This window comes from Janthinobacterium sp. SUN128, from assembly GCF_030587275.1.
Classification (GTDB): Bacteria; Pseudomonadota; Gammaproteobacteria; order Burkholderiales; family Burkholderiaceae_D; genus Janthinobacterium; species Janthinobacterium lividum.
This window is the reverse complement of record NZ_JAPWHY010000001.1, coordinates 1,792,844-1,815,820: the sequence shown is the minus strand read 5'-3', so window position 1 is coordinate 1,815,820 and position 22,977 is coordinate 1,792,844. Positions and strand designations below refer to the sequence as shown.

Genomic DNA, 22,977 nt, shown 5'->3' with positions numbered 1-22,977 from the left:
AGCGCAAAGCGGCGGCATCCTGGCAGTGTCGGTCTTAGTCAGCCACCTCCTTGCGCCAGCGCCGCTTCGCGCGCCACCCGCGTATAGGCATTGGCCAAGTCATGCCATTGCTGTTTCGCCGCATTCAGGTGCAACCGCTCGAGGAAACTGCCCAGCTTGTCGTTCTGCGCCGCCTTGAGCAGGTCGAGGATGGATTGCATGTCGGTCTGCGAGGTGACGACAGCGCCCAGCAGTGCGGCCAGGCCGGTCTCGGCGCCGCGGCTGCTGTTATCGAGCTGCTGGAAAGCTGCCGAGATGCTCTGGATCGAACGCTTGAAGTCGTCGCGGATGGCATTGAACTTTTGCGGCAAGCCATCCTGGCAGTGATGCGACTGGGCTGCCTGTTCAATCTGCCGCAGCGCTTCCTGGGCCGAGCGGTCGGCACCCTCGATGGCCAGGCGGATCTGTTCGCGATAGGCGCTTTGCTGCTGCAGCGACACCGCCAGCGCCTGCGTGCCCGCCTTCAGCTGGGCCGAACTGCGCTCCATGTCGCTGCTCAGCTGTTGCAGCGCCTGCGTCGCCGTTTGCCGCTGCTGGTCGTTGGGTCCGATTCCCTGGCGGATCTGCTCCTGCACCGCCAGCACGCGGTCGGCGTTCGCGTCAAAGGCGCGGCTAAAGGCCGGCAAGCTGTCTATCCACGCCTGGGTGGGAGCATATGCCGCGCCCAAGTTGCCCGCATCGCGTTCGGCGCGGGCCAGCACTTGATCGAGCTGGTTGCGCGTCCATGTGAAATCGACATTCTGCGACCATGTTTCCGTGGTCGTCTTGGTGCACATGCCCAGGCCCCACCACGCATGCTCGCTGCACCAGCTGCACTGCGTGTACAGCGGGTACGGCCCCAGAGGCTGGCGCACGGCATTGCGCATATTCGCCACCTCGCGCTGGAATTGCGCCAGTTGGCGCAGCGCGTTTTCCAGCGCGGCGGTATTGCTGTTTTGCGCCATGGCGGGTGCATGCAGCAGTCCCAGCGCCAGGGTGGCCATGGCCAGCAGATGCAGCAGGCGTGCGGCGGCGCGCCTCATGGCTGCCGTCCCGCCGCGTCGGCCGGCGCGGGGAAGTCGACCAGCGCGTTGCTGGCGTAGCGTTGCGCGGCGGTGATGAGCGCCTGCCACAGGGGAAAGGCCATGGCGCTGGCCAGTGTTTGCGCCAGCCAGCTGTCGCTGCCCAGTTCCGCGTCGCTGGCGTCTGCCGCCAGCTGGGTCGTACCGGAGCCGAGAGCGCTCCACGCGGTGCGCAAGCCGTCCAGCCAGTGGATCAGCTCATCGATGGCCGCTTCCAGCCAGCCGCCGTTGGCCAGCAGCAGGTTGACGCCTTCCAGTTGCAGCCGCAGCTGCTCGGACAGCGCGGTGTCGCGCGTCAGCTGCTCGCGCAAGGTGTGCAACTGCGCCTCCAGTTCCTTTTTCTTGTGCCCGCTGAACAGGCCCAGGTGCGCCAATTGTTCCTCTAGCGATGCGATGGCTGCCAGCAAGCGCCCCAGCGCTTCTTGCTGTGCCTGCAGATCGGTGCCCGTCTGTGTTGCCAGCCGGGCCAGCGCCGCATTCGCCGGCAAGACGCCATCCTTCCATTTGTTCAAGCCTTGCAGCAGGGGGGCAATGGACGCGCGCGCTTCTTCCACCATCGGTCCCAGCGCATGCAGTACTTCGCGCCTGTCGCTGGCGCCAACACCCGCCTCCAGCAGTGATTGCTGATACGACAGCATGCTGGCAGCGGAATTTTTCAGGCGCAAGACAAACCACACCAGGCACGCGTACAGCATGGCCGGCGGCGTATTCTGCGCCAGGGCGTCAGGCGATGTGGCCAGCAGGGCGCGCAAGCTTTTCGGCGTGCCAAAGCGGGCAGCCTCGTCCGCTACGGCTTGCGCCGCCGCTGCCAGCGGCTGGTCCGGGCCGGGCTGCAGCTTGTCCGCCTGGACCAGGTAGTACGTGAGGTGATCCCAGGCGCTGCCGCCTTCAAACGCCAGATGGGGATTGCCATCATCAACAGCTTGCCGCAGCGCCGCCTGTTGCACTGCCAGCGGATATCCGAATTGTCTCGACATGGTGTTTGCCTTTCTAGAAGCCAACGATCGGTATGTTTGCCCCCCGGTGCCTGAGCCGGGGGGCAACTATCATCAAGCGGCGCGCTGGTTTTCCGACAGGTGCTGGCCGAATGCGAGGTTGTCGTAGTCGACCAGCGATTGCACGGTGAACTGCTTGGCGCTGTCATCGATGGCTTGCCAGGAATCGATGGCCAGCTTGGCTTTCGCCTTGACGAGGAAAGGCATGCTGCCCACGTTCGATTCCGTGATGCTGTTGCCCAGCGTGATCATGTCCGTATTCATCTGCACCCACACGCCTTCCACCGTTTGCAGGTTGCCGAGGAATTTGGACATGGCCGGTCCCACGCGCGCCATCTGCGTGTTGAAGTCGCCCAAGTCGCTGCGCAGCCGCTGTTTCTTTTGCAATTCCTGCGTCTGGCTGCTGATCTGCGTGCAATATTCGTTGTAGGCGGCGCGGTTCTGCGCCGCCTTGATGCCCAGCCCGACGCCGGCGGCGATGGCGGCTGCGCCGCCCACCAGCAGCGAGACGCCGCCCGTGAATGGCGCCAGCAGGCCGCCGATCAGCGCGCAGCCGACGGACGCCGTGACGGCGGCGATGGTGAAGTCGCGCCAGGCCTTGTAGGCGGCATCGCGCAGTTTCTCCAGCTCCACGATCTTCGTTTCCAGGCCGCCGATGGTGCGGTTGACATTAGCGATCATCGTCGACGAACTGCTGGTAAATGCCTGCAGCTTGCTGTTGTATTCATTCATTTTCTGTTCGAACAGACCCAGCTTCCTGATCAGTGCCGCCACTTCGGCCGACATTTTTTGCGCCAGCGGTATCGGTCCCATGGTCTGGTCGAACAGATAGGCTTTCAGGTTCTCCACCTGTTCCTTGGGCGGCAGGCCCGGCAGTTCATCCAGCACGCTTTGATAGCCGCTCACCAGCTTGGTCGAGGTGTCATGCACGCGCTGGCCCAGCCATACTGTGTGCGTGTAGATTTCTGTCGGCGGCGTCGGCGTGGCCAGCAGGCCGGGATTCTTGATCAGGGCCGCGCGCAGGCTTTTCGGGTTGCCGAATTCGGTGGAGGCGTTTTGCACGCTTTTCATTGCGCCGATGCAATCGAGTACCGTCTGCGAGCCATCGACGGCGCCGTACTTGCTTTCGAAATCGCCTTTGGTGATGGGCAATTCGGTGGCCGAGCCCACATAGGCTTGCAATTCGATCCAGCTATCGCTGAACAGGGCAAACTGGCTCTTTTGTCCGGATTGGGGATTGGCCGGCGTGGTCAAGCCTGGCGGCGGGTCGATCGATGGCGTGGCGGCGGTATTAATAGCGGTAACACTCATGGTAGTTCCCTTCAGTGATCAGGTCAGACTGCGTGGAAGTACGGAAAACAGCTACTGAAAACGCTGGCGTCAGGCGGCGAGCCTGGCCGTCAGTTGCTGCTGCCAGTCGGGCTGGTCTGGCGGCAAGCTGGCGCCAAAGCCGATCAGATTGGCATCGACAAAGGACCCGGTAATAAACGCCTTCAAGGCGTTGTCGAGCGTGCGCCAGCCATCGGCAGCCTTGACCATCTCGGCTTCGCGCAGCCATGGTCCGGTGTGCAGGTTGTCCACGCTCAAATCGCTGGCGCGCGCGCCCAGTTCCCGCGCCGAAGCGCTCCAGGCCGTTTGCACGCTGCGCAACTGGCCCAGGATGCCGTTGGATGCCGGCAGCGAGAATTTCATCAGTTCATCGAGGGCGCCCAGGTCGCTGCGGTAGCACACGCGCTTGGCGAGGAAGGCGCTCTGCTCGTGCACTTCCTGTACCAGGCCATCGTATTTGCCGCGCGCCACGCCGGCCGCCGCGCCCAGCGCCGCTGCGGAGAGGGCCACGCCGCCGCCCGTGACGGCCGAACCGATGGCAAAGCTGCCGCCGCCCGTGGGCACGGCCAGGATCACCATGATGGCAATGCCGATGATGCCGATGACGGCGGGCACGATGCAGGCGGAAATGGTCAATGCCAGCCATTTCGAATAGGCGGCGTCGCGCGCGCGCTCCAGTTCGCCGATTTTCTGTCCCAGGGCGCCGATTTCCTTGTCGAGTTCAGTGCGCGTCTTGGATGAGCGTTCGGTGAAGGTGCGCATCAGCAACTGGGCGTCGTCCAGCGCTGTTTCGATGTGTTCGAACTCCGCGATCAACTCGCCGATTTTTGCGATGGTGTTCTGCATATTGTCGAGTATCTGGCCATTGTCGAGGAACAGGCTCCTGATGCCGGCCGTGGCGTCGGCCGCCGATTCGTGGCGCGCCATCTCCGGGATGCTGCGCAAGGTCGACGACAGCGTAAAGGCATCGCGGTGCGCCCGCTCCACGGTCCAGACGGTGGCGGAAAAGGCATCGTTTTTCGGGCGCGTGCCGTTGGCCAGGAAATTCGGGTCGTGCAGGATCTTTGCACGCAGGCTGCTGGGACTGCCGTAGCGCTCGGCCGTCTGGCGCAGCTTGCGCATGGCGTCGAAGCATTCCTTCATTTGCGAACCGGACGAAGCGTCGCCGTAGCGCTGTTCGTATTCGCCGATATCCGACGGCAGGGCCAGCACGGCCTGGATGCGCGTCTGCAAGTCGATCCATTGCTGCGAGGCCAGCACGAAGCGCTGGCCATCCGGATTGTCGCCCGGTGTCAGCAGAGTGGAAGAGGGCAGGAACAATGTCATGTAGTTCTCCAGTTCAAAGTGGTCGCCAGGCCGCGCCGTGCAGGCGTGCCGGTGTCTGACAATATGGAAAAAACCAAAGACTTTGCCGCAGCTGCGCCAGCCTGCGTGGTCGACATGGCAGGGCGTCGCGTAGACGGCGAAATCACAGCGACAGCCCTGATGCGCGCGGCGGAGCGGCGCGGGCGAAAGAGCGGCAGGCATGGCAGGAGATGCTGGCGGGCCGGTCTTGTGCGCGGATTCTGACAGGTAGTATGCACTTTTTATATGGCGACATTCTCTCTAAAGATAACTCGCCGCGATTTATTTCATTGTTTGAAAACATGTGTTTTGCAGCTTGATTTTGCGCAAATGTTTGAATCCGAACGCCGGTGTTTTGCGTATCTTCAGGGGCGAGCCACCAGCAGTTGTTTTCAGGATGAACGGGAGAAGAGATGCAATCCAGGAAAATCCCTTTGGCGTTGGCCTGGCTGGCCATCCAGGCCAGCGCATGGGCGGAGCCGCTTGCCGCCGCGGTGCCTGATGCCGTTGCCAATGAAGCGCGCACCGTACGCGTGACGGGCCACTACGACAACGCCGTCGGCACGTCGGACGCGGCCAGCCAGGGCGTCATCACCAGCGAACTGATCGTCAACCGGCCCGCCTTGCGTACGGGGGAGCTGCTGGAATTCGTGCCGGGATTGATCGTTACCCAGCACAGCGGCGACGGCAAGGCCAACCAGTATTTCCTGCGCGGTTTTAACCTCGATCACGGGACGGATTTCGCCACGCACGTCGATGGCATGCCCGTCAACATGCGCACGCATGCCCATGGGCAAGGCTATTCCGACCTCAATTTCCTCATTCCCGAGCTGGTGCAGCGCATCGACTACAAGAAGGGGCCGTATTTCGCCAGCGAAGGTGATTTTTCCTCGGCAGGCAGCGCGCGCATCCGCCTGGCCGACAAATTGCCGCAAGGCCAGGCCAGCGTGTCCATCGGCCAGCATGGCTATGTGCGCGGCGTCGTGGCCGATTCCTTTGCTGCAGGACAAGGCACCTTGCTGTACGGCCTGGAAGTCAACCGCAACAACGGCCCCTGGGATGTGCCGGAAAGGGTGCGCAAATATAGCGGTGTGCTGCGCTACAGCCAGGGCACGCCGGACAACGGTTTCAGTGTGACGGCCATGGCGTACAAGAATGGCTGGAACGCCACCGACCAGGTGCCGCTGCGCGCTGTGGCATCGGGCCGGATCGGGCGTTTCGGCTCGCTGGCGCCCAGCGACGGCGGCGACACGTCGCGCACCAGCCTGTCCTACACCATGCGCCAGCGCACGGAGAACCGCCTGTTCGAATTCGACGCTTACCTGATCCGTTCACAGCTGGAGCTCAACAGCGATTTCACCTACTTCCTGGCCAACCCGGCCACCGGCGACCAGTTCCAGCAAAGCGAGCGGCGCACGGTGGCCGGCGTGAATGCCGGCGAAAGCTGGACCACGGAGATGTTCGGTCTTCCCCTGCGCAACAAGCTCGGCGTTCAGGCGAGCTACGACAGGCTGTCGCCCGTGGGCCTGTACAACACGGTGGAGCGCATGCGGCAAGGCACGGTACGCGAAGACCGCGTGCGCGAGGCCAGCATTGGCCTGTATGGCGAAAACACGGTGCAGTGGTTGCCCTGGCTGCGTTCCGTGGCGGGCTTGCGCTACGACGCCTACCGTTTCAATGTCAACAGCAGCATAGCCGGCAACAGCGGCGCGGCGAACGATCACGTGGTCTCGCCCAAGCTGTCCCTGATCCTTGGCCCATGGAGCAAGACGGAATTCTTCGTGAACTATGGAAAAGGTTTTCATAGCAACGATGCACGCGGCACGACGCAGACGCGCCTGCCCGATGGCGAGTCCGCCATGCCCGTCACGCCCTTGGTGCCGACGAAAGGCATGGAACTGGGCGCGCGCACGGAATGGCTGCCGGGACTGCAAAGCTCGCTGGCCCTGTGGCGCCTCGATATCGCGTCGGAATTGCTGTTCGTGGGCGATGCGGGCGAAACGGAGCCGAGCCGCGCCAGCCGCCGCCACGGCATCGAGTGGAACAACCATTATATTGCCGCGCCGTGGCTGCTGTTCGACCTGGACCTGGCCGCCTCGCGCTCGCGCTATACGGAAAATGATCCGGCCGGCAAGCATATCCCCGGCGCCATCGACAAGGTGGCCTCGTTTGGCGTGACGGTGACGGACCAGGGGCCGTGGTCGGGCGCCTTCCAGCTGCGCTATTTCGGCCCCCGTCCCTTGATCGAGGACAATAGCGTGCGCTCCGCCTCGACCACCTTGGCGTATGCGCGCGTGGCATACCAGCTCAACCGCAAGACGCGGCTGTCGCTCGACGTCTTCAACCTGTTCAACAAACGCGCCAGCGACATCGATTACTACTATGCGTCGCGCCTGCCCGGCGAGGGGGCGGACGGGGTGAATGACCGGCATTTTCATCCGGTGGAACCCCGTTCCGCGCGCCTGACCTTGTCATATGCGTTCTGATAACGGTAGACTGGGGCATGACAGATCATTTGGTAAATACCAGCAAATTCCTTTCCCTCATACTGCGCCACGCCCCTGAAAAAATCGGCCTCGCGCTCGATCCCCACGGCTGGGCCGATATCGGCCAGCTGCTGGCGCTGGCGGCCCAACATGGCCGCCGGATTTCCCGTGAACAATTGGATGACGTGGTGGCGCACGACAGCAAGACGCGCTACGCCATCAGCGACGACGGCTTGCGCATCCGCGCCAACCAGGGCCACTCGCTGGCGGCCGTCGATATCGCCTTGCCGCCCACCACGCCGCCCGCCATGCTGTATCACGGCACGGCCAGCCGCTTTGTCGAGGCGATCCGCGCCGGCGGCCTGCTGCCGGGATCGCGCAACCATGTGCACCTGTCCAGCAAGCGCGAAACGGCCGTGGCTGTCGGCGGGCGCCATGGCAAGCCCGTCGTGCTGATGGTGGATGCGGCCGCCATGCGGGCGCAGGGCCACGTGTTTTACGTGTCCGACAACGGCGTGTGGCTGACTGACGCCGTGCCGCAGACCTTCATCACTTTTCCCTGAGGGGCGCTTCCACGCCCGAATAGGCCAGCACGGCGTCGGGCAGGCGCGCGCCCCGGATAGCAATGGCCGCGACGGCCCGGTTCAGCTCGGCCACTTCTCCGGAAGTCAAGCGCACACCCGCCGCGCCGATATTGTCCAGCATGTGCGCCATCTGCGTGGTGCCGGGAATCGGCACGATCCACGGCCGCTGCGCCATCAGCCAGGCCAGGGTGAGCTGCGCCGGTGTCACCTGCTTGCGCGTGGCCCAGCTATTTACCAGGGCCGCCAGCGCCAGGTTGTGCGGCAGGTTTTCCGGTGAAAAACGCGACTCGATCTTGCGGATGTCGCCATCGGCAAAGCGCGTTCGGGCATCGATGGCGCCTGCCAGGAAGCCCACGCCCAGCGGGCTCCACGGCACGAAGCCGATACCGAGTTCCTGGCACAGGGCCAGCACGCCGTCTTCCGGCCCCCGCCACAGCATCGAGTATTCGCTTTGCACGGCACTGACGGGCAGGGCTGCATGGGCGCGGCGCAAGGTGTTCAAGCCCATTTCCGACAAGCCCCAGTGCAGCACCTTGCCTTCTTTCATGAGGTCCTGCACGGCGCCGGCCACGTCCTCGATCGGCACTTGCGGGTCGACCCGGTGCTGGTACAGCAAGTCGATGCGGTCCGTGCGCAGGCGTTTGAGCATGCCTTCCACGGCCAGCTTGATGTGCGCCGGACGGCTGTTGCGGCCGGGCCGCCGCTCGCCCGTTTCCAGGTCGATATCCCAGCCGAATTTGGAAGCGATGACGATCTGGTCGCGGAACGGCGCCACGCCTTCGCCGAGGATGCGTTCCACCTCGTGCGGACCATACGCCTCGGCCGCGTCATAGAAGGTGACGCCGCGCTCGAATGCCGTGCGGATAATCTTGTGCATCTCTGGACGGCTGGGCACGGTTGTCTGGTAGGTACGGCTCATGTTTTGCACGCCCAGGCCCAGGCTCGATACTTCCAGCGTGCCCAGCTTGCGGCGCCCGTCCACTGTCGTTTGCACCGCCTGGCCTTGCGCCGAGCTGATCAATGGCGTGGCGGCAAGGCTGCCGGCCGCCAGCAGGAAGCCGCGGCGGCCCGTGCTTGTATCTTCTGTTGGCATATGTGCTTTCCCTTAAATATCGAGCTTGCGTTCGGCCATCCACCGGACAATGGCCGGGTCGCGGTGCGAAAAGAAGCTGCTGGTAGCCGTTTCCAGGGTGGCGATGGCGGCCATGTCCGCTTCGTCGAGGTCGAAATCGTCGATGGCCAGGTTTTCCGCCATGCGCTCGCGGCGCACGGTCTTGGCCAGCACGGCGATGCCCCGGTGCGTGAGCCAGCGCAGGACGACCTGGCCCACGGACTTGCCGTGTCTGGCGGCGATGCCCAGCAGCAACTCATTGTGGAAAAGGTCGTTGCGGCCCTCGGCGAATGGCGCCCACGCCTGCGGCTGCACGCCGTGTTCCAGCATGAAAGCCACGCTGTCCGCCTGCTGGTGGAAGGGGTTGATCTCGATCTGGTTGACGGCGGGCGCGATGTCGTTGAAGGCGATGAGGTCCATCAAGCGGTCCGCATGGAAGTTGCTGACGCCAATGGCGCGCAGCTTGCCGCCGCGATAAGCGTCCTGCATGGCGCGCCAGGAACCGTGCACGTCGCCAAACGGTTGGTGGATCAGGAATAAGTCGAGATAATCGAGCCGCAAGCGTCGCAGCGACTGTTCGATGGCGTCGCGCGTACGTTCATAGCCCGTGTCCTGCACCCACAGCTTGCTGGTGACAAACAGTTCCTCGCGCGCCACGCCGCTGTGGGCGATGCCCTTGCCGACGGCCGCCTCGTTAATGTAGGACGCGGCTGTGTCGATCAGGCGGTAGCCGGCGGCGATGGCGTCGATCACGCTGCGTTCGCATTCTGCGGGGTCGGGAATCTGGAAGACGCCGTAGCCGGCGACGGGCATGCTGATGCCGTTATTCAGGGTGACGCGGTTCATGGCTGGCTCCTTTAATCATTGACAGGAGCTACTTTACGGCGTCAGCCATTCGTTGATAAGCCGCTGGAATCGGCATGGTCTTATTAGCGAGGCTAATGAATCGCCCCGCTCATGCGCTGATCAGCTTGATATCGGCAATTCTCTCCACCAGCCACACGCAAGCCACCAGCGCGATGGCCAGCGAGCCGACGGTCAGCACTTGCCGGTACAGCCAGGTCTTGCGCAGCAGCCAGGCAATGGGCAGGAAGGCGGCGACGATGGCCAGCTGGCCGATTTCCACGCCCACGTTGAAGCCGAACAGGCTGGCCAGCAGGGAACCCTGCGGCAAGCCCAGGTCGCGCAGCACGCTGGCAAAGCCGAAACCGTGGATCAGGCCAAAGGCGAAGGCGGCCACGGGGCGCTTGCCGTGGAACAGGGGCAGCAGGTTGTTCAGCGCGGCCAGGATCACGGAAGCGGCAATCGCCGATTCCACCCAGCGCGACGGCAGCGAGACGAGCGACAGGCTGGCCAGGCTGAGGGTGATGGAATGGGCGAGCGTAAATGCCGAGACGACCTTCAGCACGTCATAAAAAGCCGTTTTCAGGCCGTGCTGCTGCTCGCGCAAGCCAGGCAGCAGCACGGCCGGCAGCAGCAAGGACAGCAAAAACAAAATATGGTCGTAGCCGATCCAGATATGCCAGATGCCGTGTTTCACATAGGCGCCGAACTGCGCCAGGCGGTCGGGCGCGGCCAGGGAAATCGTCTGGCGTGGGCTATCCGGGTCGAAGATTGCCGTTTGCGTGGCGCCGCCGGCATTGATCTTGAACAGGCCCTTGTGCTGCGGATCGAGGTCGGCAAACAGCGTGTAGCCGATGGCGAGATTGACAGGCGCGGTGCCGGGGCAGCTGGCCTGGAAGCGCAGCACGCTGTAGGCGCCGTCCGTGTGGCTGTCGATCAGCTGTTCGACGGCTTTCAAGGGGCAGACGCCCTGGTCGCTGGCCAGCTGCAGGCGCTGCAAGGCGTAGGCGGCGATGGCGTCGTGGCGCGCGCGGATTTCATCCCAGGTCAGGGCGCCGTCGCCATTGCCGTCGAGGCCGATGGCGAAATCGAGGTCGCGCAGGGCGATATCCCATTGCCCTTCGATCTGCTGGCCGTGCACGGCCAGGCTCAAATAACTGTCGCTGGGCTTGTGCGCCTGCGCGGGGGCCAGCCAGGCGCACAGGATGAGCAGCAACGCGAGCATGCGGGCCTTCACAGCGCACCTGCTTTCTTTGCGGCGCTAAGCTTCTGCGCATCCTGCGGCCCCAGCTGCCTGGCGAGCCGCTGCAGGGCCACGTCCTCTACGCCATGCGCCGCCACCCAGGCCAGCACGGGTTGCGCCGCCGCGTAGTTGCGCGCGGCCAGGGCCGCTTCGAGCAAGATGCGCATGTCGGGCACTTCCTTCTGGATGGCCCAGTTTTTCTGCGCCAGTTGCAGGGCGGCCGGCACATCCTGTTGCAAAAACAGGGCGAAACGGGCCTGTTCGCGCTGGTGCACGGTGTCGCCCCGTTGCATGGCGGCGTTGAAGCGGGCCGCCAGTTCCGCCTTTGCCGCCTGGAAGGCCGTCTGCTGGCCGGGCAGCGCCTGCAGGGCCAGCGCGTAACGCAGCAGCAGCGCATCGATGCGCTGCTGCTCCTTCAATAACCGGGCGACTTCCTGCGGGCGCTGGCGGTCGAGCAGGAAATCCGCGTAGGCGCCCAGCAGATAGCTGTCGCGTGGCTGCTGCGCCAGCGCCCTGGTGTAGCGCGCTTCGGCCAGCGTGGACTCTCCGCGCCGCGTGGCCATTTCCGCCAGCAGGGTCAAGGCCCAGCTATCGAGCTCGGGTGCCGCGCCGGCGCTGCGTTGCAGGGTCAGTTCCAGCAGGCGCTCGCTACTGGCGGCGCGGCCCGTGACGCTGGCGATATTGGCAAGGCAGGTGACGGTGGCCAGCTGTGTCGTCAATGCCGACAGCCGGGCGCAGCTGGCTGTCGCCTGGGTGTAGTCGCCCTGCACGGTGAGGACGGTGGCGCGCGTCAGCCAGGCCTGGGCGTTTTGCGGCTGCTGCGCGACGACGGCCTCGAGGTCTTGCAGGGCGGGAGAAAAATGGTGGGTGCTTTGCAAAATGGTGGCGCGCAGCAGGCGCACGGGGACGGGCGGCGCCGCCTGCCGCCACCAGGGCGCCAGCGCCGCTTGCGCGTAGCCCAGGTAGCGCGGGTCCGTCTCGCTGCGGGCCAGGGCAATGTAGCGCTGGGCCAGGCTGGTGGCCAGGGCCAGGTCTCGCGGCGTGTCATTCAGTTGCTGGCGCAAGCCGCGCAGGGCCAGCTGCGCGGCATCGGCGCGGCGCGGCAGCTGCTCGATGACGGCGCTGCCGTCTTTCGGCGTGTAGGGTGCAGCCCATGCCAGCATCGGCAGGCAGGCGCACAGCAGGGCAATCGGTGTTTTCATCGTGGACGCCATCGACGGTGGAGTGGGGCAGCAAGGGCGGGGCGCCGGAGAACGTGGTCTCCGGCGCCCGCGCTTGCTTACTGCGCGTTACAGCGGTACCGGCTCCGTATTTTCCGGAGAGGTCGCCATGATGGCGTCGATGGCCACGCCGTCCTTGTCATCGCTGGTGGTCAGGATGACGTTGCTGACGGCCACATAGAAGGCGTCGAGCAAGACCACGGGCGGAGGGTTGACGCCGCCGTCACCGTTGTCGCCGCCGTGGCTGCTACCGCCGCCTCCGCAGCCGGCCAGCATGGCCGTGAGCGCCAGGGCGCTGATTGCATGGAGCTTTTTCATCGCATTCTCCTCGTTACAGCTGCGGCGAACCGGCCACGGGATTTTTCAGGTAGGGGAAACCTGCCGTGAACGCGGTTTCGTCGAGGAAGGCGCCATCCGTGAAGTGCAGGCCGCCAGCCGGTGCGTCGGCCGGGGCGCAGCCGATGTTCAGGGTGCACAGCTTGCCCATGGCCACGCGCAGCACCACGTCGACCACGTCGTCGCCGGGGCGGCGGCCGTTCGGAAAGCCCGCGTTATCGCCACCGATGACGCCGAGGCGGTTTTGCGCGCCGACATTGGTGGCCGCGATCGAGGTGTTCAGGCGCAGCATTTCCGACGCCGTCACGGTGACGGGCTGGTTCACGCCCTTGATGCCCGTCAAAAAGGTGGCCACCAGGTCGTTGCGGGGGAAGTTGGTGGGTGCCTTGGCGCCTGCCGAGCCGAACAGCACTTCTACCAGGGCCGGCGCTGTGGGGTTGGTGACGTAGTCGGCAAACTGCGCGTCGCCCGATGGCTTGCTGGCGTTGAAGCGGTCCTTGTCCTTCAGGCCGATGACCAGTTCATTCACCAGCGGCATGCCCAGGCGCGACACTTGCACCCACGCGCCGCCTTCCTTCGACGCCGTGGTGGCCGTGCCCGGCGCCGGGTTCAGCAGGCGGCCCTGGCGCAGGCTGGCCGTGGTCCAGCCGCCGATGACAGGATCGCTGCCGGCCGTCAGGCAGGTGGTCGGTACTTCCATCTCGATGGCCGTGACGTTCTTGCGCGCCAGGTCATCCTTGGCGGCCGACTCCGCATTCGCGGCGAACTCCGTGGCGGGCGCCTTGATATTGATCAAGTCGAACGTTTCGCCCAGGTTCACGACGAACGGGTCCTTGCGCTGGCCGACGAACAGGCGCGCGGGCGTGGCGCAGCCGGGAATGTTGACGGCGTACACATGCTGCGCGGCATACGCGGCGTAGTTGGGGATGGCCTTGTTGCCGATATTGTCGACGGGCTTGTCGAAGGTCGTGCCGCCGCCGCTGGCATTGGTGACGGCGCTCCTCGTGCCCGTGCGGCGATCGCCCCGCACCAGCGTCACGCTGTAGGTTTCGCGCACGTTCAGGCCGGCCGGGTTGACGGAATCGATGGCGCCGCCGTTGATGACGAGCGGAATCGAGACTTTCTTGCCGCCCACGGTGAACTGGCCATCCTTGATGGTGTTGGTGAAGCGGAACTGGAAGGTGAGGTCTTCCTTGCCGTCGCCATTGTTGTCGATATGGATTTCGTACAGGGCGGCGGGGTCCATGGCGAAGTAGTTCGGACCGCCGTAGGCGTCCTGCAGGGGGATATAGTCGGCCACCAGCGTGGTGTAGGCCCCGCGGCCCGCCTCATAGCTGCGGAACATATAGAAGTCGGTGGCGTCGACTTTCGGGTTTTGCGTGATGAACGGCGCTTCGCGGTGGCTGGAGGCATAGGCCGCTGGCGCGATCGCCAAGGCCAGCAGGTTGCCCAGGAGTGCGGCGCCCAGTGCGGTTTTCGAGTGTGACAAAGACATTTCGATTCTCCCGATTTTTGTTAGCGTTGACAGACAAGTCCAAGAAACTGCAGGCTGCCTCACTTGTACGCACGGAAGAAGAAAACGGATTCACTCCTGGGAAAAGGATGTCATTGGCTTACCAGGCCAGCACTTTCGACCCTATGGCCGCGCCGATGGCGGTCGGCACCAGCATGCCCAGTACATACCAGAAGCCGACGAAGCTGGCCGCCAGCTCCGGGCAGTGCAGGCAATACACGAGCGCGGCCATGCCGCCGGCGGCAAATCCGGCAGCCGCGCCCGCCAAGCGCAGGCGCGTGGGCGCCAGCTGGCGCATCAGGCGCAGCACGGCGGCCAGGATGGGCAGCGAGAGCAGCGCGATCAGCAAGGGGCAGCTGCGCCAGGTGGCGCCCCAGAACAGCTCGGCACGTTGCTCGGGCGGGGCTTCCTGCAGGATGATGGCGCCCAGCGCCCACATCAGCAGCAGGGGCATGGCGAGCAGCAAGGGCAGGGCGCGGGTGGCGGCGCCCGGCAGGCACAGGCGGCGGCTGACGTGCCAGGCCGCCAGGCAGAGGCAGACGACAAAGCCCACCTTGATCCAGAAGTCGGGCAGCTGGGCCAGTTGTTCCAGGTTGGGCCGCACGCCCAGCAGCATGGCCATCAGCGCCACGCTGGCCAGCAGGCCGGCGCCCAAGGTGCCTGCGGCGCGCCAGCGCATGCCCGGTGGCGGTGCGGCAGCCACGTCGGGGCCGCTGGCCAGCATGGCGATCAAGTCATCGGTTTTCATGATGCAATCCCTTCATTGCCTGTTCTTAAATTGGCCGCCAGTGCCTTCAAGCCGCGATGCACGGCCACTTTGACGCTGGCTTCCGAAATCTGCATGGCCGCCGCCGTGTCGCGCACGGACCAGCCGTCGAGCTTGGTATGCACGATGGCGTCGCGCTGCTGCGCCGGCAAGCTGGCGAGCAGCTTGCCCAGGTCGCGGCTCGCTTCGGCCGCCTCGGCGTCGGCGCTGGAAAACAGTTCCTGCGCGCCATCTTCTTCGTCATACGGCAAGTGCTGCGCCTCGCGCCGCGCATGCCGGCGCAGCCAGTCGATCAATTTATAGCGCGCGATCGCATGGATCCACGACGTCAGCGGCACGCCCGTATCGTACGTCAGACGCTGGTTGTGGATAGCCAGCAGACACTCCTGCACCAGGTCTTCCACCTCGTCCGGCCAGCGCTGCAGGCGGCGCCGCAGGAACGCGCGCAAATGGCCGCTGGTGGCTTGCAAGAAACTGCGATAGGCCGCCGCATCGCCATCGAGCCCGCGCAGCATCAAGCCATGCAGCCGCAATTCCGTGCCATGCAGGTGTTCGCTTACAGGTATTCGTTGCATGCAGGCCTTTGGTGACAGGCATTGAAAAAAATAAATCCCGGATTATTTTGCTGGCGGCTGTAACCAATCGGCCTGCGGCGGCGAATTGACTGGCAAGCACGCTTCTTAATTCAATATACCGGTGAAAGACCATGGACATCAAGCACCGCCTTGCAACACTGCTTTTCCCCGTGCTGGGCACGGTCGCGGCATCCCCGGCCATGGCGCAGCTGGCCGCCGGCCAGCGCTGCGCCGTGCAAAGCGGGCCGCAGACGGCGGCGCTGGTGGAGCTGTACAGCAGCGAAGGCTGCTCCAGCTGCCCGCCCGCCGACCAGCGCCTGAGCGCCTTGCGCAAGGAAGCGGGCTCGGCCAGCCTGGTCGTGCCGCTGGCCCTGCACGTCACCTACTGGGACCAGATCGGCTGGACGGACCCGCTGGCGCAGGCGCAATTCGATGCGCGCCAGGCCGAACTGCTGCGCCACCAGCCGCGCCATGTCGCCTACACGCCGCAGTTTTTCGTGGGCGGCACGGAATTGCGCAGTTGGGATACGCAGCTGCCGGCCGCCATCCGCCGCATCAACGCGACCGCCGCACCCGTCAATATCAGCCTGTCCGCCACGCCGGGGCCTGGTGGAAAATTATTGCTTGAAGCCAATACCAGCGCGCCGGACGCACAGACGGGCGGCCAGCTGTACGTGGCCATCAGCGAAAGCGCCATCGTCTCGAAAGTGCTGCGCGGCGAAAACTGCGGCGCCACCCTGCATCACGATGCAGCCGTACGCCTGTGGCTGGGGCCGGTGTCTCTGGCGCAAGGCCGCGCCCAGCTGCGCCGCGCAGTCAACCTGCCCGCCAGCTGGCGTCCGGAGCAGCTGCAAGTGGTCGCCTTCGTGCAGCGGGCCGACAGCAGCGCCATCCTGCAAGCCGTCAGCACGGCATCCTGCGCGAAGGGAGCGATGTGATGAACGGACAAGCGAGCGTGATTCACCTCGCCTGGCTGCGCCTGACGCACTGGCTCAATGCCGTGGCCGTCGTGGTGCTGGCCACCAGCGGCTGGCGCATCTATAACGCGGCGCCATTTTTCCCCTTCGAGCTGCCGCGCGCGCTGACCCTGGGTGGCTGGCTGGGTGGCGCCCTGCAATGGCATTTCGCCGCCATGTGGCTGCTGGTCGCCAATGGCTTGCTGTATCTGATCATCAATATCGTCTCGGGACGGCTGCGGCGCCAGTTCTTCCCCCTCTCGCCGCGCCTGCTGCTGGCCGATTTTGTCGCTGCCCTGAAGGGCAAGCTGGCCCATGCGGACCCCCGTCATTACAACATGGTGCAGCGCGCCGCCTACCTGTTCGTGATGCTCGACTGCATCGTGCTGGTGCTGTCCGGCCTGGTGCTGTGGAAGTCCGTGCAATTTCCCCTGCTGCGCGAGCTCATCGGCGGCTACGAGAGTGCGCGCAGGGTCCACTTCATCGCCATGGCGTTGCTGACGGGCTTTGTCGGCGTGCACTTGCTGATGGTGGCGCTGGTGCCGCGCACCCTGGTCGCCATGCTGCGCGGCCGCTGAAGGAGACGATCATGAAAAAAACCATCCTCGTGCAAGAAGAGGGCCAGGCCATGCTGGACGACGCCTTGCGCCAGATCAAGCAGCCGTCGCGCCGTTTGTTTTTGCAGCGCAGCCTGACCCTGGGCGGCCTGTCACTGCTGACGGGCTGCAACGTCAGCGACCCGTCCGGCATCGAGACAGCCCTGACGGCCGTGTCGCGCTTCAACGACAAGGTACAGGGCTGGCTGTTCGACCCGACCAAACTGGCGCCGACCTACCCGGACTCCATGATCACGCGGCCGTTTCCCTTCAACGCGTATTACGGCGAAGATGAAGTGGAAGAAGTCGATGGCGACGCCTGGCGCCTGGAATTGAGCGGCTTGATCGCCGACAGGAAGCCGTGGACCCTGCCGCAATTGCGCGCCTTGCCGCAGGAAACCCAGATCACGCGCCACATCTGCGTGGAAGGCTGGAGCGCCATCGGCAAGTGGGGCGGCGTGCCGTTTTCCCACTTCCTGAAGCGGGTCGGCGCCGACACGACGGCGAAATACATCGGCTTCAAGTGCGCCGACGATTATTTCACCAGCATCGACATGGCCACGGCCCTGCATCCGCAAACCATCATGGCCCTGAGCTACGACGGCCAGGAGTTGCCGCCCAAGTACGGCTACCCGATGAAACTGCGCATGCCGACCAAGCTGGGCTACAAGAATCCCAAGCACATCCAGGCCATTTTCGTCACGAATACGTATCCGGGAGGGTATTGGGAGAATCAGGGCTACAACTGGTTCGGCGGTTCTTGAACGCTTTTAGCAGCACCCGTAGCAAAGCAACAGTTTTACCACAGGGCACTTGCCCAACTAACCCAGAGACAAGGACATATCATGAAAACCACGATCACCACCTTCGCCGCCATCCTCGCTTCCGCCATCCTCATGTCGGGCGCCGCTTTCGCCCAGGATGCCATAAAGAAAGACGCCATGGCCAAGGACGCCTCGGCCGATGCCATGCACAAGGACGCCATGCACAAGGATGCGATGGACAAGGATGGTATGAAAAAGCCGATGGCCAAGAAACACATGAAGAAGGACCACATGGCCAAGGATGGCATGGCGAAAGATGCCATGGCAAAAGACGGCATGAAGAAGGATGAGATGAAAAAGAATGGCATGGCCAAGGATGCGATGGCCAAATAAGACAGCAATCCGGCGCCGTCAACGCGACGGCGCCGGGCCTGGCTTGCGCTTCCCCTGCGTTTGCGCCAGATCAATCTTGCAATACTATTATTCTTGCCGCGCTTCAAGATGCGAAGCAGGCAATTGGTGTAAGCTGGCTGCCTCGCGTTTTCCCCCGCTTGCAGAATCATGACCGAACCATCGCTTGCCGCGCTTTCCCCCGAAACACCTCCCTCCGACAAATCGATCCGCCGCCGCTCGCTGTTCGCCGCCTGCAGCGCGCATGCCGTGCATGACGGGTTGACGGACGTGATCTATGTGCTCCTGCCCATCTGGCAGGCGCAGTTTGCCATCAGCTACGCCATGGTGGGCCTGTTGCGCGGTTCCTATTCAGGCATGATGGCCGGTTTCCAGTTGCTGGCCAGCCGCCTGGCCAGGCGCTGGGGACGCGAGCGCCTGCTGGTGGGCGGCACGGCGCTGGCCGGCGTCGCCTACCTGATCGCGGGGCAGGCGGGCGGACTGGCCGTCTTGCTGATCGCCTTGCTGCTGGGCGGTCTGGGCGCCAGCACCCAGCATCCGCTGGCCTCGTCCATCGTCACCGACACGCACGAGGCGGGCGGCGGCGTGAAGGAAGCGCTGTCGCACTATAACTTTGCCGGCGATATCGGCAAGACCCTGATTCCCGCGCTGGTGGGCTTGTTGTTATTGGTGTGCAGCTGGCAAGCCAGCGTGTCCTTGCTGGGCTTGCTGGGCCTGGCGGCGGCCGGCTTGCTGTGGTGGCTGCTGCCGAAACCGGGCGAACTGCAGGCGGGCGCGAAGAAGGCGGGCAAGACCATCGCCGGCAGCGGCTCGAAGGCGAGCTTTCGCGCCTTGCTGGCCACGGGCACCCTGGACAGCGCCGTGCGCATGGGTTTTCTGACCTTTTTGCCATTCCTGCTGAAAAGCAAGGGCGCGGGCACGGCCGGCATCGGCGTGGCCTTATCGCTGCTGTTCGTGGGCGGAGCCTTCGGCAAGCTGCTGTGCGGCTACCTGGGCGCGCGCATCGGCATGATGAAGACCGTATGGCTGACGGAATCGATGACCTCGCTACTGATCGTGGCGGGCCTGTGGCTGCCACTGGCCGGCATCATGGCCATGCTGCCTTTGCTGGGGCTGGCGCTCAATGGCACCTCGTCCGTGCTGTACGGCGTGGTGCCGGAACTGGCAGAGCCCGGCAAGCGAGAGCATGCGTTCGCCCTGTTCTATACGGGCAGCATCGGCGGCGGAGCGCTGTCGCCTGTGCTGTTCGGCGCGCTGGGCGACCATACCAGCGTGCACACGGCCCTGCTGGCGCTGGCAGCCGTATTGCTGCTGACCTTGCCGCTGGCGTGGAAAGTCCAGCGGGGCCTGGCGCACGGTGGCCCCGCATGACACGGATCAACCATACAGGAACGCCTTGCATGCACCTGCCATTGCCGCGCGATAAACACGATACGGAGAATGCGCAAGCCCTCATCGCCTTGAGCTGGGAGGAGCTGCGTCCGGCCATGCCGCAGATACTGGAATGGGTGCAAGATGTGAACTGGCCCGTGGCCGGCATCCTCCTGCCGTATCTGGCCGGCATTGGCCCACGCCTTGCCCCCTATGTGAAAACGGTGCTGGCCGGTAATGACGAACAATGGAAGTACTTTGTGTTGCAGGGCATCGTGCGCCATTCGCCCGGGCTGGCGCTTGCCGTCGATAATGAATTGACACGCTTTGCCCTGGCGCCAACAGCTGCCGAGCTGGAGGAATTCGTGGCCGAGGTAGCCCGGGAGATTTTGGCGGGCAGTGCTGCCGATACAGCGTGACTTGCCCGCCAGCACTCCCATCGTCTACACTCGCCGCATGAAAAATTTTGAAAAGCGGCGCGACCGCTATGACTTGTTCCGGGCGTTTGACAATCCCCTTGTCAACATCAACTTCCAGCTCGATGTGCCGGATTTCCGGCCTTGGTGCAAGGAACGGAAAATTCCCGTGTTTCACTTTTTCCTGTTTTGCCTGCTCAATACGGTCAGGGACATCGACAACTTCATGTACCGCATCTATCAGGGTGAAGTGATCAGGATCGACGATTTTCCCGCTTCCTATACCGTCATCAACGGCGATGAAAACCTTAACTACACGCGCTTCGCGATGACGGACCAGCTTGACCTGTTCATCGCGCGCAGCCTGGAAGCCAAGCGCATTGCTGAAGCCAGTTCCGCGCTGATCAATACGGGCGAGGGCGAAAGCGAGCGTGAACAGCGCAACAATATCTTCATCACTTGCCTGCCCTGGCTGGAGCTGGCGGCCATCGAACACCCGATCTGCCGCCACCGCGACGCCGATATTCCGACCTTTGCCTGGGGCAAATTCGGCCCCGCGCAGCAGGACGGCCGCATGCGCATACCGTTTTCCGCCCAGGCCCACCATGGCTTTGTCGACGGCTACCATGTGCAGAAACTGGCGCAGGCGCTGGCGCAGCGCATCGCCGCCATCATTTCCTAGGCTAAGTAATCGCTGGGCGCCTGCCCCAGCACGCGGCGAAACGCGGCCGTGAAGGCGCTGGGGCTGGCATAGCCGAGATCGAGCGCGATGCGGGTGACGGCTTGCCCGTCGGCCAGCCGCGTGATGGCCGCCAGCAGGCACGCTTGCTGGCGCCATTGGGCAAAGGCCAGCCCTGTCTGGGCGCGGAATTGCCGCGTAAAGGTGCGCCGGCTCATGCCGGCCTGCGCCGCCATCGCATCCAGGCTGCTGTCCAGGCTCGGTTGCCGCAGCAATTCCATGCACAGGTGCGCCAGCCGGGGCTGCTGCGGCAGGGGCGCGCTCAGGGGCAGTGGCCTGGCGGCGGCAATTTCATCGAGCAGCAAGGCCATCAATCGCCCGGCGCGCGACGCTGCCGCATACAAGGCATCCACCGTCACGGCCTCGGCCAGCAGTTGGCGCAGCAAGGGCGAAGCGTCCAGTACCTGGCAGTGGGACGGCAAGCCCATCCCTGCAATGGCCGGTGCGTCGATAAACACGTTGTGCATGGTCACGGCGCCATGCATGCGCATGCCATGGGATAGCTGGGCAGGTACCCAGCAAGCGCGTTGCGGCGGCACCAGCCAGTTGCCTTGCGGCGTGTGCACGCTGATGACACCGCGTGCCGCATACGCAAATTGCCCACGCGCATGGCTGTGGCTGGGAAACATTGCGCCAGAAGCATAGTCGCATGCCGTGGCGATCAATGGGCGCGGTACTTCCGTATAAAAATCATCCATGGCCCATACTCTACAGTAGTTGACCTGGCATCGAAAGCGGGCCGCTTGCCGGCCGCTTACCATCACACTCTTTTTCCGGAGTGAACATGCACAATACCTGTCATCGCGTGGGCCATGGTCCCCACGCCGTCATCGTCCTGCACGGCTGGTTTGGCGACGCCCACGCTTTTTCTCCGATGGAAGCGGGTCTCGACGGCGGCGCTTTCAGCTATGTCTTCATGGACAATCGCGGCTATGGCGGCATGCGTGGCGCAGAGGGTGAGTATTCGATGGACGAGGTCGCCCGCGACGCGCTGGCGCTGGCCGATGCGCTTGGCTTTGCCACCTTCAGCGTGGTAGGCCACTCCATGGGGGGCATGGCGCTGGAACGGCTAGCCTTGCTGGCCCCCTTGCGCCTGCGCAAACTGGTGGCCGTGGCGCCCGTGCCCTGCTGCGGCGTGGCCTTCGATGCGGCAGCCCGCGCGACGTTTCTCGCGGCCGCCGATAGCGTGGCGGCGCGGCGCGCCATCATCGACCGCAGCACGGGCGGGCGCTTGCCAGCCACCTGGCTGGACTGGAAGGCACAGTATTCGTGGGAAAGTTCGGATCCAGCCGCGTTTGCTGCGTATTTCCTCGCGTGGAGCGAGACGGATTTCAGTGAAGAAATCAAGGCGGCGCGAATGGAATTGCCGTTGCTGGCGCTGGTGGGGGAGCATGACCCCCGTTTCGATGCGGCCCTGATGCGCCGCACGTATCTGTCGTGGTACCCGCAAGCCCGGCTGGAGGTGCTGGGCAATGCGGGACACTATCCGATGAATGAAACACCGCTGGCCCTGGCGGCCAGCATCGAGGCGTTTTTGACGGAAAAGGACTAGTTACGCCGCCTTGGCGCGCAGGCGCAGCAGGCTCAGGCCCAGCAAGACGAAGGCGCCGCCGGTGATGCGGTTGAACAGCTTGGCGCGGCCCGGCGTGGCCAGCTGGGTTTTCAGCAGACGCGCCAGGTTGGCGTAGAACAGGTGGGCCAGCATGGCGCAGGCGACAAACGAGGTCGTCAGCACGGTGAACTGGATGGCCACCGGTTCGCCCGGGGTAATGAATTGCGGGAACAGTGCCGAGAAGAACAGGATCGCTTTCGGATTGGTCAGCGCGACCGTCAAGCCCTGGCGGAAGAGTTTCCAGAACGAGTTAGGATTCGCAGTGCCGGTCACCACGGGCGCATCGGCCACGACGCTGGTCTTGCTGCGCCATTGCTTGATGCCCAGGTACACCAGGTACAGGGCGCCAGCCAGCTTCAGCAGCATGAAGGCCGTGGCCGAGGTGGCCAGCACGACGCCCATGCCGGCCATGGCCACGCCGGAAATGATGAACAAGCCAAAACCATTGCCCATGCTGCTGATCATTGCGCGGCGCGGGCCGACGGCGATGGCGTTCGAGATGGCCAGCAAGACGGCCGGGCCGGGAGAAAACGTGACGAGCAGGGCGACGCTGCAGAAAAGCAGCCAGTTCGAGAGATGCATGGGTGTTCCTGGGTGGGGCCGAAGCCGGATTGAGAGTCAAAACACGTATATTGTACGAAGTTTTCGACTCCCGCGTCAGCGGCCC

The 22,977-nt window shown here is 64.3% G+C and carries 25 protein-coding genes; 10 read left to right on the top strand and 15 right to left on the bottom strand.

Translation table 11 applies throughout. From position 1 onward, the window contains the following. Positions 1–38: 38 nt before the first annotated feature. The 5 genes from O3297_RS08275 to O3297_RS08255 form a co-directional block, all read right to left on the bottom strand. Entirely contained in the window at positions 39–1,061 is a 1,023-nt protein-coding gene (locus tag O3297_RS08275) for a hypothetical protein (protein WP_092605052.1), read from the bottom strand. After that, positions 1,058–2,077 (bottom strand): hypothetical protein, encoded by a 1,020-nt coding sequence (locus tag O3297_RS08270; RefSeq protein ID WP_305048327.1) that lies wholly within the window; start codon positions 2,075–2,077, stop codon positions 1,058–1,060. The genes O3297_RS08275 and O3297_RS08270 overlap by 4 nt, the downstream gene beginning before the upstream one ends. A 72-nt stretch (positions 2,078–2,149) precedes the next feature. Beyond that, complete coding sequence (locus O3297_RS08265) at positions 2,150–3,406, bottom strand: alpha-xenorhabdolysin family binary toxin subunit A (protein WP_034782366.1); 1,257 nt, start codon at positions 3,404–3,406, stop codon at positions 2,150–2,152. A 69-nt stretch (positions 3,407–3,475) separates the two neighbouring features. Then, entirely contained in the window at positions 3,476–4,750 is a 1,275-nt protein-coding gene (locus O3297_RS08260) for an alpha-xenorhabdolysin family binary toxin subunit A (RefSeq protein ID WP_305048326.1), read from the bottom strand. 142 nt (positions 4,751–4,892) lie between these two features. Next, positions 4,893–5,225, bottom strand: a complete 333-nt coding sequence (locus tag O3297_RS08255; RefSeq protein ID WP_167468613.1) for a hypothetical protein — start codon at positions 5,223–5,225, stop codon at positions 4,893–4,895. Between O3297_RS08255 and O3297_RS08250 the strand changes: the two genes are divergently transcribed. Next, entirely contained in the window at positions 5,182–7,254 is a 2,073-nt protein-coding gene (locus O3297_RS08250; RefSeq protein ID WP_305048325.1) for a TonB-dependent receptor, read from the top strand. The two genes, O3297_RS08255 and O3297_RS08250, sit on opposite strands and share 44 nt — an antisense overlap. Positions 7,255–7,271: 17 nt before the next feature. Then, the gene (locus tag O3297_RS08245) at positions 7,272–7,817 is read left to right on the top strand and encodes an RNA 2'-phosphotransferase (RefSeq protein ID WP_099387900.1); all 546 of its coding nucleotides are present in this window, start codon (positions 7,272–7,274) and stop codon (positions 7,815–7,817) included. Here O3297_RS08245 and O3297_RS08240 read toward each other — a convergent pair. The 8 genes from O3297_RS08240 to O3297_RS08205 form a co-directional block, all read right to left on the bottom strand. Then, positions 7,804–8,931 carry an aldo/keto reductase gene (locus O3297_RS08240; RefSeq protein WP_305048324.1) on the bottom strand — a complete coding sequence of 376 codons (1,128 nt, stop codon included), beginning with the start codon at positions 8,929–8,931 and terminating at the stop codon, positions 7,804–7,806. The genes O3297_RS08245 and O3297_RS08240 overlap by 14 nt on opposite strands. A 12-nt stretch (positions 8,932–8,943) precedes the next feature. Further along, entirely contained in the window at positions 8,944–9,795 is an 852-nt protein-coding gene (locus tag O3297_RS08235) for an aldo/keto reductase (RefSeq protein ID WP_305048323.1), read from the bottom strand. 109 nt (positions 9,796–9,904) lie between these two features. Then, positions 9,905–11,017, bottom strand: coding sequence for a HupE/UreJ family protein (locus tag O3297_RS08230; protein WP_305048322.1), 1,113 nt, complete (start codon positions 11,015–11,017; stop codon positions 9,905–9,907). Between the two features lie 8 nt (positions 11,018–11,025). Then, positions 11,026–12,237 carry a tetratricopeptide repeat protein gene (locus O3297_RS08225; protein ID WP_305048321.1) on the bottom strand — a complete coding sequence of 404 codons (1,212 nt, stop codon included), beginning with the start codon at positions 12,235–12,237 and terminating at the stop codon, positions 11,026–11,028. An 87-nt stretch (positions 12,238–12,324) separates the two neighbouring features. Then, positions 12,325–12,573 carry a hypothetical protein gene (locus tag O3297_RS08220; protein WP_070279778.1) on the bottom strand — a complete coding sequence of 83 codons (249 nt, stop codon included), beginning with the start codon at positions 12,571–12,573 and terminating at the stop codon, positions 12,325–12,327. A 13-nt stretch (positions 12,574–12,586) separates the two neighbouring features. Continuing rightward, positions 12,587–14,086 carry a DUF4331 domain-containing protein gene (locus O3297_RS08215; protein WP_305048320.1) on the bottom strand — a complete coding sequence of 500 codons (1,500 nt, stop codon included), beginning with the start codon at positions 14,084–14,086 and terminating at the stop codon, positions 12,587–12,589. Between the two features lie 118 nt (positions 14,087–14,204). Next, the gene (locus tag O3297_RS08210) at positions 14,205–14,852 is read right to left on the bottom strand and encodes a DUF1109 domain-containing protein (protein WP_305048319.1); all 648 of its coding nucleotides are present in this window, start codon (positions 14,850–14,852) and stop codon (positions 14,205–14,207) included. Continuing rightward, positions 14,849–15,445 (bottom strand): sigma-70 family RNA polymerase sigma factor, encoded by a 597-nt coding sequence (locus tag O3297_RS08205; RefSeq protein WP_052140122.1) that lies wholly within the window; start codon positions 15,443–15,445, stop codon positions 14,849–14,851. The genes O3297_RS08210 and O3297_RS08205 overlap by 4 nt, the downstream gene beginning before the upstream one ends. 131 nt (positions 15,446–15,576) lie before the next feature. Here O3297_RS08205 and O3297_RS08200 point away from each other — a divergent pair, with 131 nt between their 5' ends. The 7 genes from O3297_RS08200 (at position 15,577) to O3297_RS08170 (ending at position 20,641) form a co-directional block, all read left to right on the top strand. Further along, complete coding sequence (locus tag O3297_RS08200) at positions 15,577–16,383, top strand: DUF1223 domain-containing protein (protein WP_305048318.1); 807 nt, start codon at positions 15,577–15,579, stop codon at positions 16,381–16,383. Then, a complete protein-coding gene (locus O3297_RS08195) occupies positions 16,383–16,979 on the top strand; it encodes a cytochrome b/b6 domain-containing protein (protein ID WP_305048317.1) in 597 nt (198 codons plus the stop codon). Before O3297_RS08200 ends, O3297_RS08195 begins: the two co-directional genes overlap by 1 nt. 11 nt (positions 16,980–16,990) lie before the next feature. Continuing rightward, the gene (locus O3297_RS08190; protein ID WP_305048316.1) at positions 16,991–17,761 is read left to right on the top strand and encodes a molybdopterin-dependent oxidoreductase; all 771 of its coding nucleotides are present in this window, start codon (positions 16,991–16,993) and stop codon (positions 17,759–17,761) included. Positions 17,762–17,842: 81 nt separating this feature from the next. After that, complete coding sequence (locus tag O3297_RS08185; protein WP_305048315.1) at positions 17,843–18,154, top strand: pentapeptide MXKDX repeat protein; 312 nt, start codon at positions 17,843–17,845, stop codon at positions 18,152–18,154. A gap of 168 nt (positions 18,155–18,322) precedes the next feature. Beyond that, positions 18,323–19,543: an MFS transporter gene (locus O3297_RS08180; protein ID WP_305048314.1), complete on the top strand. Its 1,221-nt coding sequence runs from the start codon at positions 18,323–18,325 to the stop codon at positions 19,541–19,543. A 29-nt stretch (positions 19,544–19,572) separates the two neighbouring features. Beyond that, positions 19,573–19,962 carry a DUF5071 domain-containing protein gene (locus O3297_RS08175; RefSeq protein WP_305048313.1) on the top strand — a complete coding sequence of 130 codons (390 nt, stop codon included), beginning with the start codon at positions 19,573–19,575 and terminating at the stop codon, positions 19,960–19,962. Positions 19,963–19,999: 37 nt separating this feature from the next. Then, positions 20,000–20,641 carry a CatA-like O-acetyltransferase gene (locus tag O3297_RS08170; RefSeq protein WP_305048312.1) on the top strand — a complete coding sequence of 214 codons (642 nt, stop codon included), beginning with the start codon at positions 20,000–20,002 and terminating at the stop codon, positions 20,639–20,641. Here the strand turns inward: O3297_RS08170 and O3297_RS08165 are convergent. Continuing rightward, a complete protein-coding gene (locus tag O3297_RS08165; RefSeq protein WP_305048311.1) occupies positions 20,638–21,396 on the bottom strand; it encodes a helix-turn-helix domain-containing protein in 759 nt (252 codons plus the stop codon). The two genes, O3297_RS08170 and O3297_RS08165, sit on opposite strands and share 4 nt — an antisense overlap. An 86-nt stretch (positions 21,397–21,482) precedes the next feature. On the opposite strand from O3297_RS08165, the gene O3297_RS08160 reads away from it, so the two are divergent. Continuing rightward, positions 21,483–22,250 carry an alpha/beta fold hydrolase gene (locus tag O3297_RS08160; RefSeq protein WP_305048310.1) on the top strand — a complete coding sequence of 256 codons (768 nt, stop codon included), beginning with the start codon at positions 21,483–21,485 and terminating at the stop codon, positions 22,248–22,250. Here the strand turns inward: O3297_RS08160 and O3297_RS08155 are convergent, their stop codons facing one another. After that, positions 22,251–22,892, bottom strand: coding sequence for a LysE family translocator (locus O3297_RS08155; RefSeq protein ID WP_034786115.1), 642 nt, complete (start codon positions 22,890–22,892; stop codon positions 22,251–22,253). Between the last annotated feature and the right edge of the window lie 85 nt (positions 22,893–22,977).

Bases quoted from the DNA above. Each gene is read 5' to 3' on its own strand.
- O3297_RS08195 (WP_305048317.1), top strand. From the start codon at position 16,383: ATGAACGGACAAGCGAGCGTGATTCACCTCGCCTGGCTGCGCCTGACG.
- O3297_RS08220 (WP_070279778.1), bottom strand. From the start codon at position 12,573: ATGAAAAAGCTCCATGCAATCAGCGCCCTGGCGCTCACGGCCATGCTG.
- O3297_RS08240 (WP_305048324.1), bottom strand. From the start codon at position 8,931: ATGCCAACAGAAGATACAAGCACGGGCCGCCGCGGCTTCCTGCTGGCG.
- O3297_RS08250 (WP_305048325.1), top strand. From the start codon at position 5,182: ATGCAATCCAGGAAAATCCCTTTGGCGTTGGCCTGGCTGGCCATCCAG.
- O3297_RS08190 (WP_305048316.1), top strand. From the start codon at position 16,991: ATGAAAAAAACCATCCTCGTGCAAGAAGAGGGCCAGGCCATGCTGGAC.
- O3297_RS08210 (WP_305048319.1), bottom strand. From the start codon at position 14,852: ATGAAAACCGATGACTTGATCGCCATGCTGGCCAGCGGCCCCGACGTG.
- O3297_RS08205 (WP_052140122.1), bottom strand. From the start codon at position 15,445: ATGCAACGAATACCTGTAAGCGAACACCTGCATGGCACGGAATTGCGG.
- O3297_RS08275 (WP_092605052.1), bottom strand. From the start codon at position 1,061: ATGAGGCGCGCCGCCGCACGCCTGCTGCATCTGCTGGCCATGGCCACC.
- O3297_RS08155 (WP_034786115.1), bottom strand. From the start codon at position 22,892: ATGCATCTCTCGAACTGGCTGCTTTTCTGCAGCGTCGCCCTGCTCGTC.
- O3297_RS08180 (WP_305048314.1), top strand. From the start codon at position 18,323: ATGACCGAACCATCGCTTGCCGCGCTTTCCCCCGAAACACCTCCCTCC.
- O3297_RS08170 (WP_305048312.1), top strand. From the start codon at position 20,000: ATGAAAAATTTTGAAAAGCGGCGCGACCGCTATGACTTGTTCCGGGCG.
- O3297_RS08235 (WP_305048323.1), bottom strand. From the start codon at position 9,795: ATGAACCGCGTCACCCTGAATAACGGCATCAGCATGCCCGTCGCCGGC.
- O3297_RS08225 (WP_305048321.1), bottom strand. From the start codon at position 12,237: ATGAAAACACCGATTGCCCTGCTGTGCGCCTGCCTGCCGATGCTGGCA.
- O3297_RS08265 (WP_034782366.1), bottom strand. From the start codon at position 3,406: ATGAGTGTTACCGCTATTAATACCGCCGCCACGCCATCGATCGACCCG.
- O3297_RS08260 (WP_305048326.1), bottom strand. From the start codon at position 4,750: ATGACATTGTTCCTGCCCTCTTCCACTCTGCTGACACCGGGCGACAAT.
- O3297_RS08185 (WP_305048315.1), top strand. From the start codon at position 17,843: ATGAAAACCACGATCACCACCTTCGCCGCCATCCTCGCTTCCGCCATC.
- O3297_RS08270 (WP_305048327.1), bottom strand. From the start codon at position 2,077: ATGTCGAGACAATTCGGATATCCGCTGGCAGTGCAACAGGCGGCGCTG.
- O3297_RS08200 (WP_305048318.1), top strand. From the start codon at position 15,577: ATGGACATCAAGCACCGCCTTGCAACACTGCTTTTCCCCGTGCTGGGC.
- O3297_RS08165 (WP_305048311.1), bottom strand. From the start codon at position 21,396: ATGGATGATTTTTATACGGAAGTACCGCGCCCATTGATCGCCACGGCA.
- O3297_RS08230 (WP_305048322.1), bottom strand. From the start codon at position 11,017: ATGCTCGCGTTGCTGCTCATCCTGTGCGCCTGGCTGGCCCCCGCGCAG.
- O3297_RS08255 (WP_167468613.1), bottom strand. From the start codon at position 5,225: ATGGCCAGCCAGGCCAACGCCAAAGGGATTTTCCTGGATTGCATCTCT.
- O3297_RS08160 (WP_305048310.1), top strand. From the start codon at position 21,483: ATGCACAATACCTGTCATCGCGTGGGCCATGGTCCCCACGCCGTCATC.
- O3297_RS08245 (WP_099387900.1), top strand. From the start codon at position 7,272: ATGACAGATCATTTGGTAAATACCAGCAAATTCCTTTCCCTCATACTG.
- O3297_RS08215 (WP_305048320.1), bottom strand. From the start codon at position 14,086: ATGTCTTTGTCACACTCGAAAACCGCACTGGGCGCCGCACTCCTGGGC.
- O3297_RS08175 (WP_305048313.1), top strand. From the start codon at position 19,573: ATGCACCTGCCATTGCCGCGCGATAAACACGATACGGAGAATGCGCAA.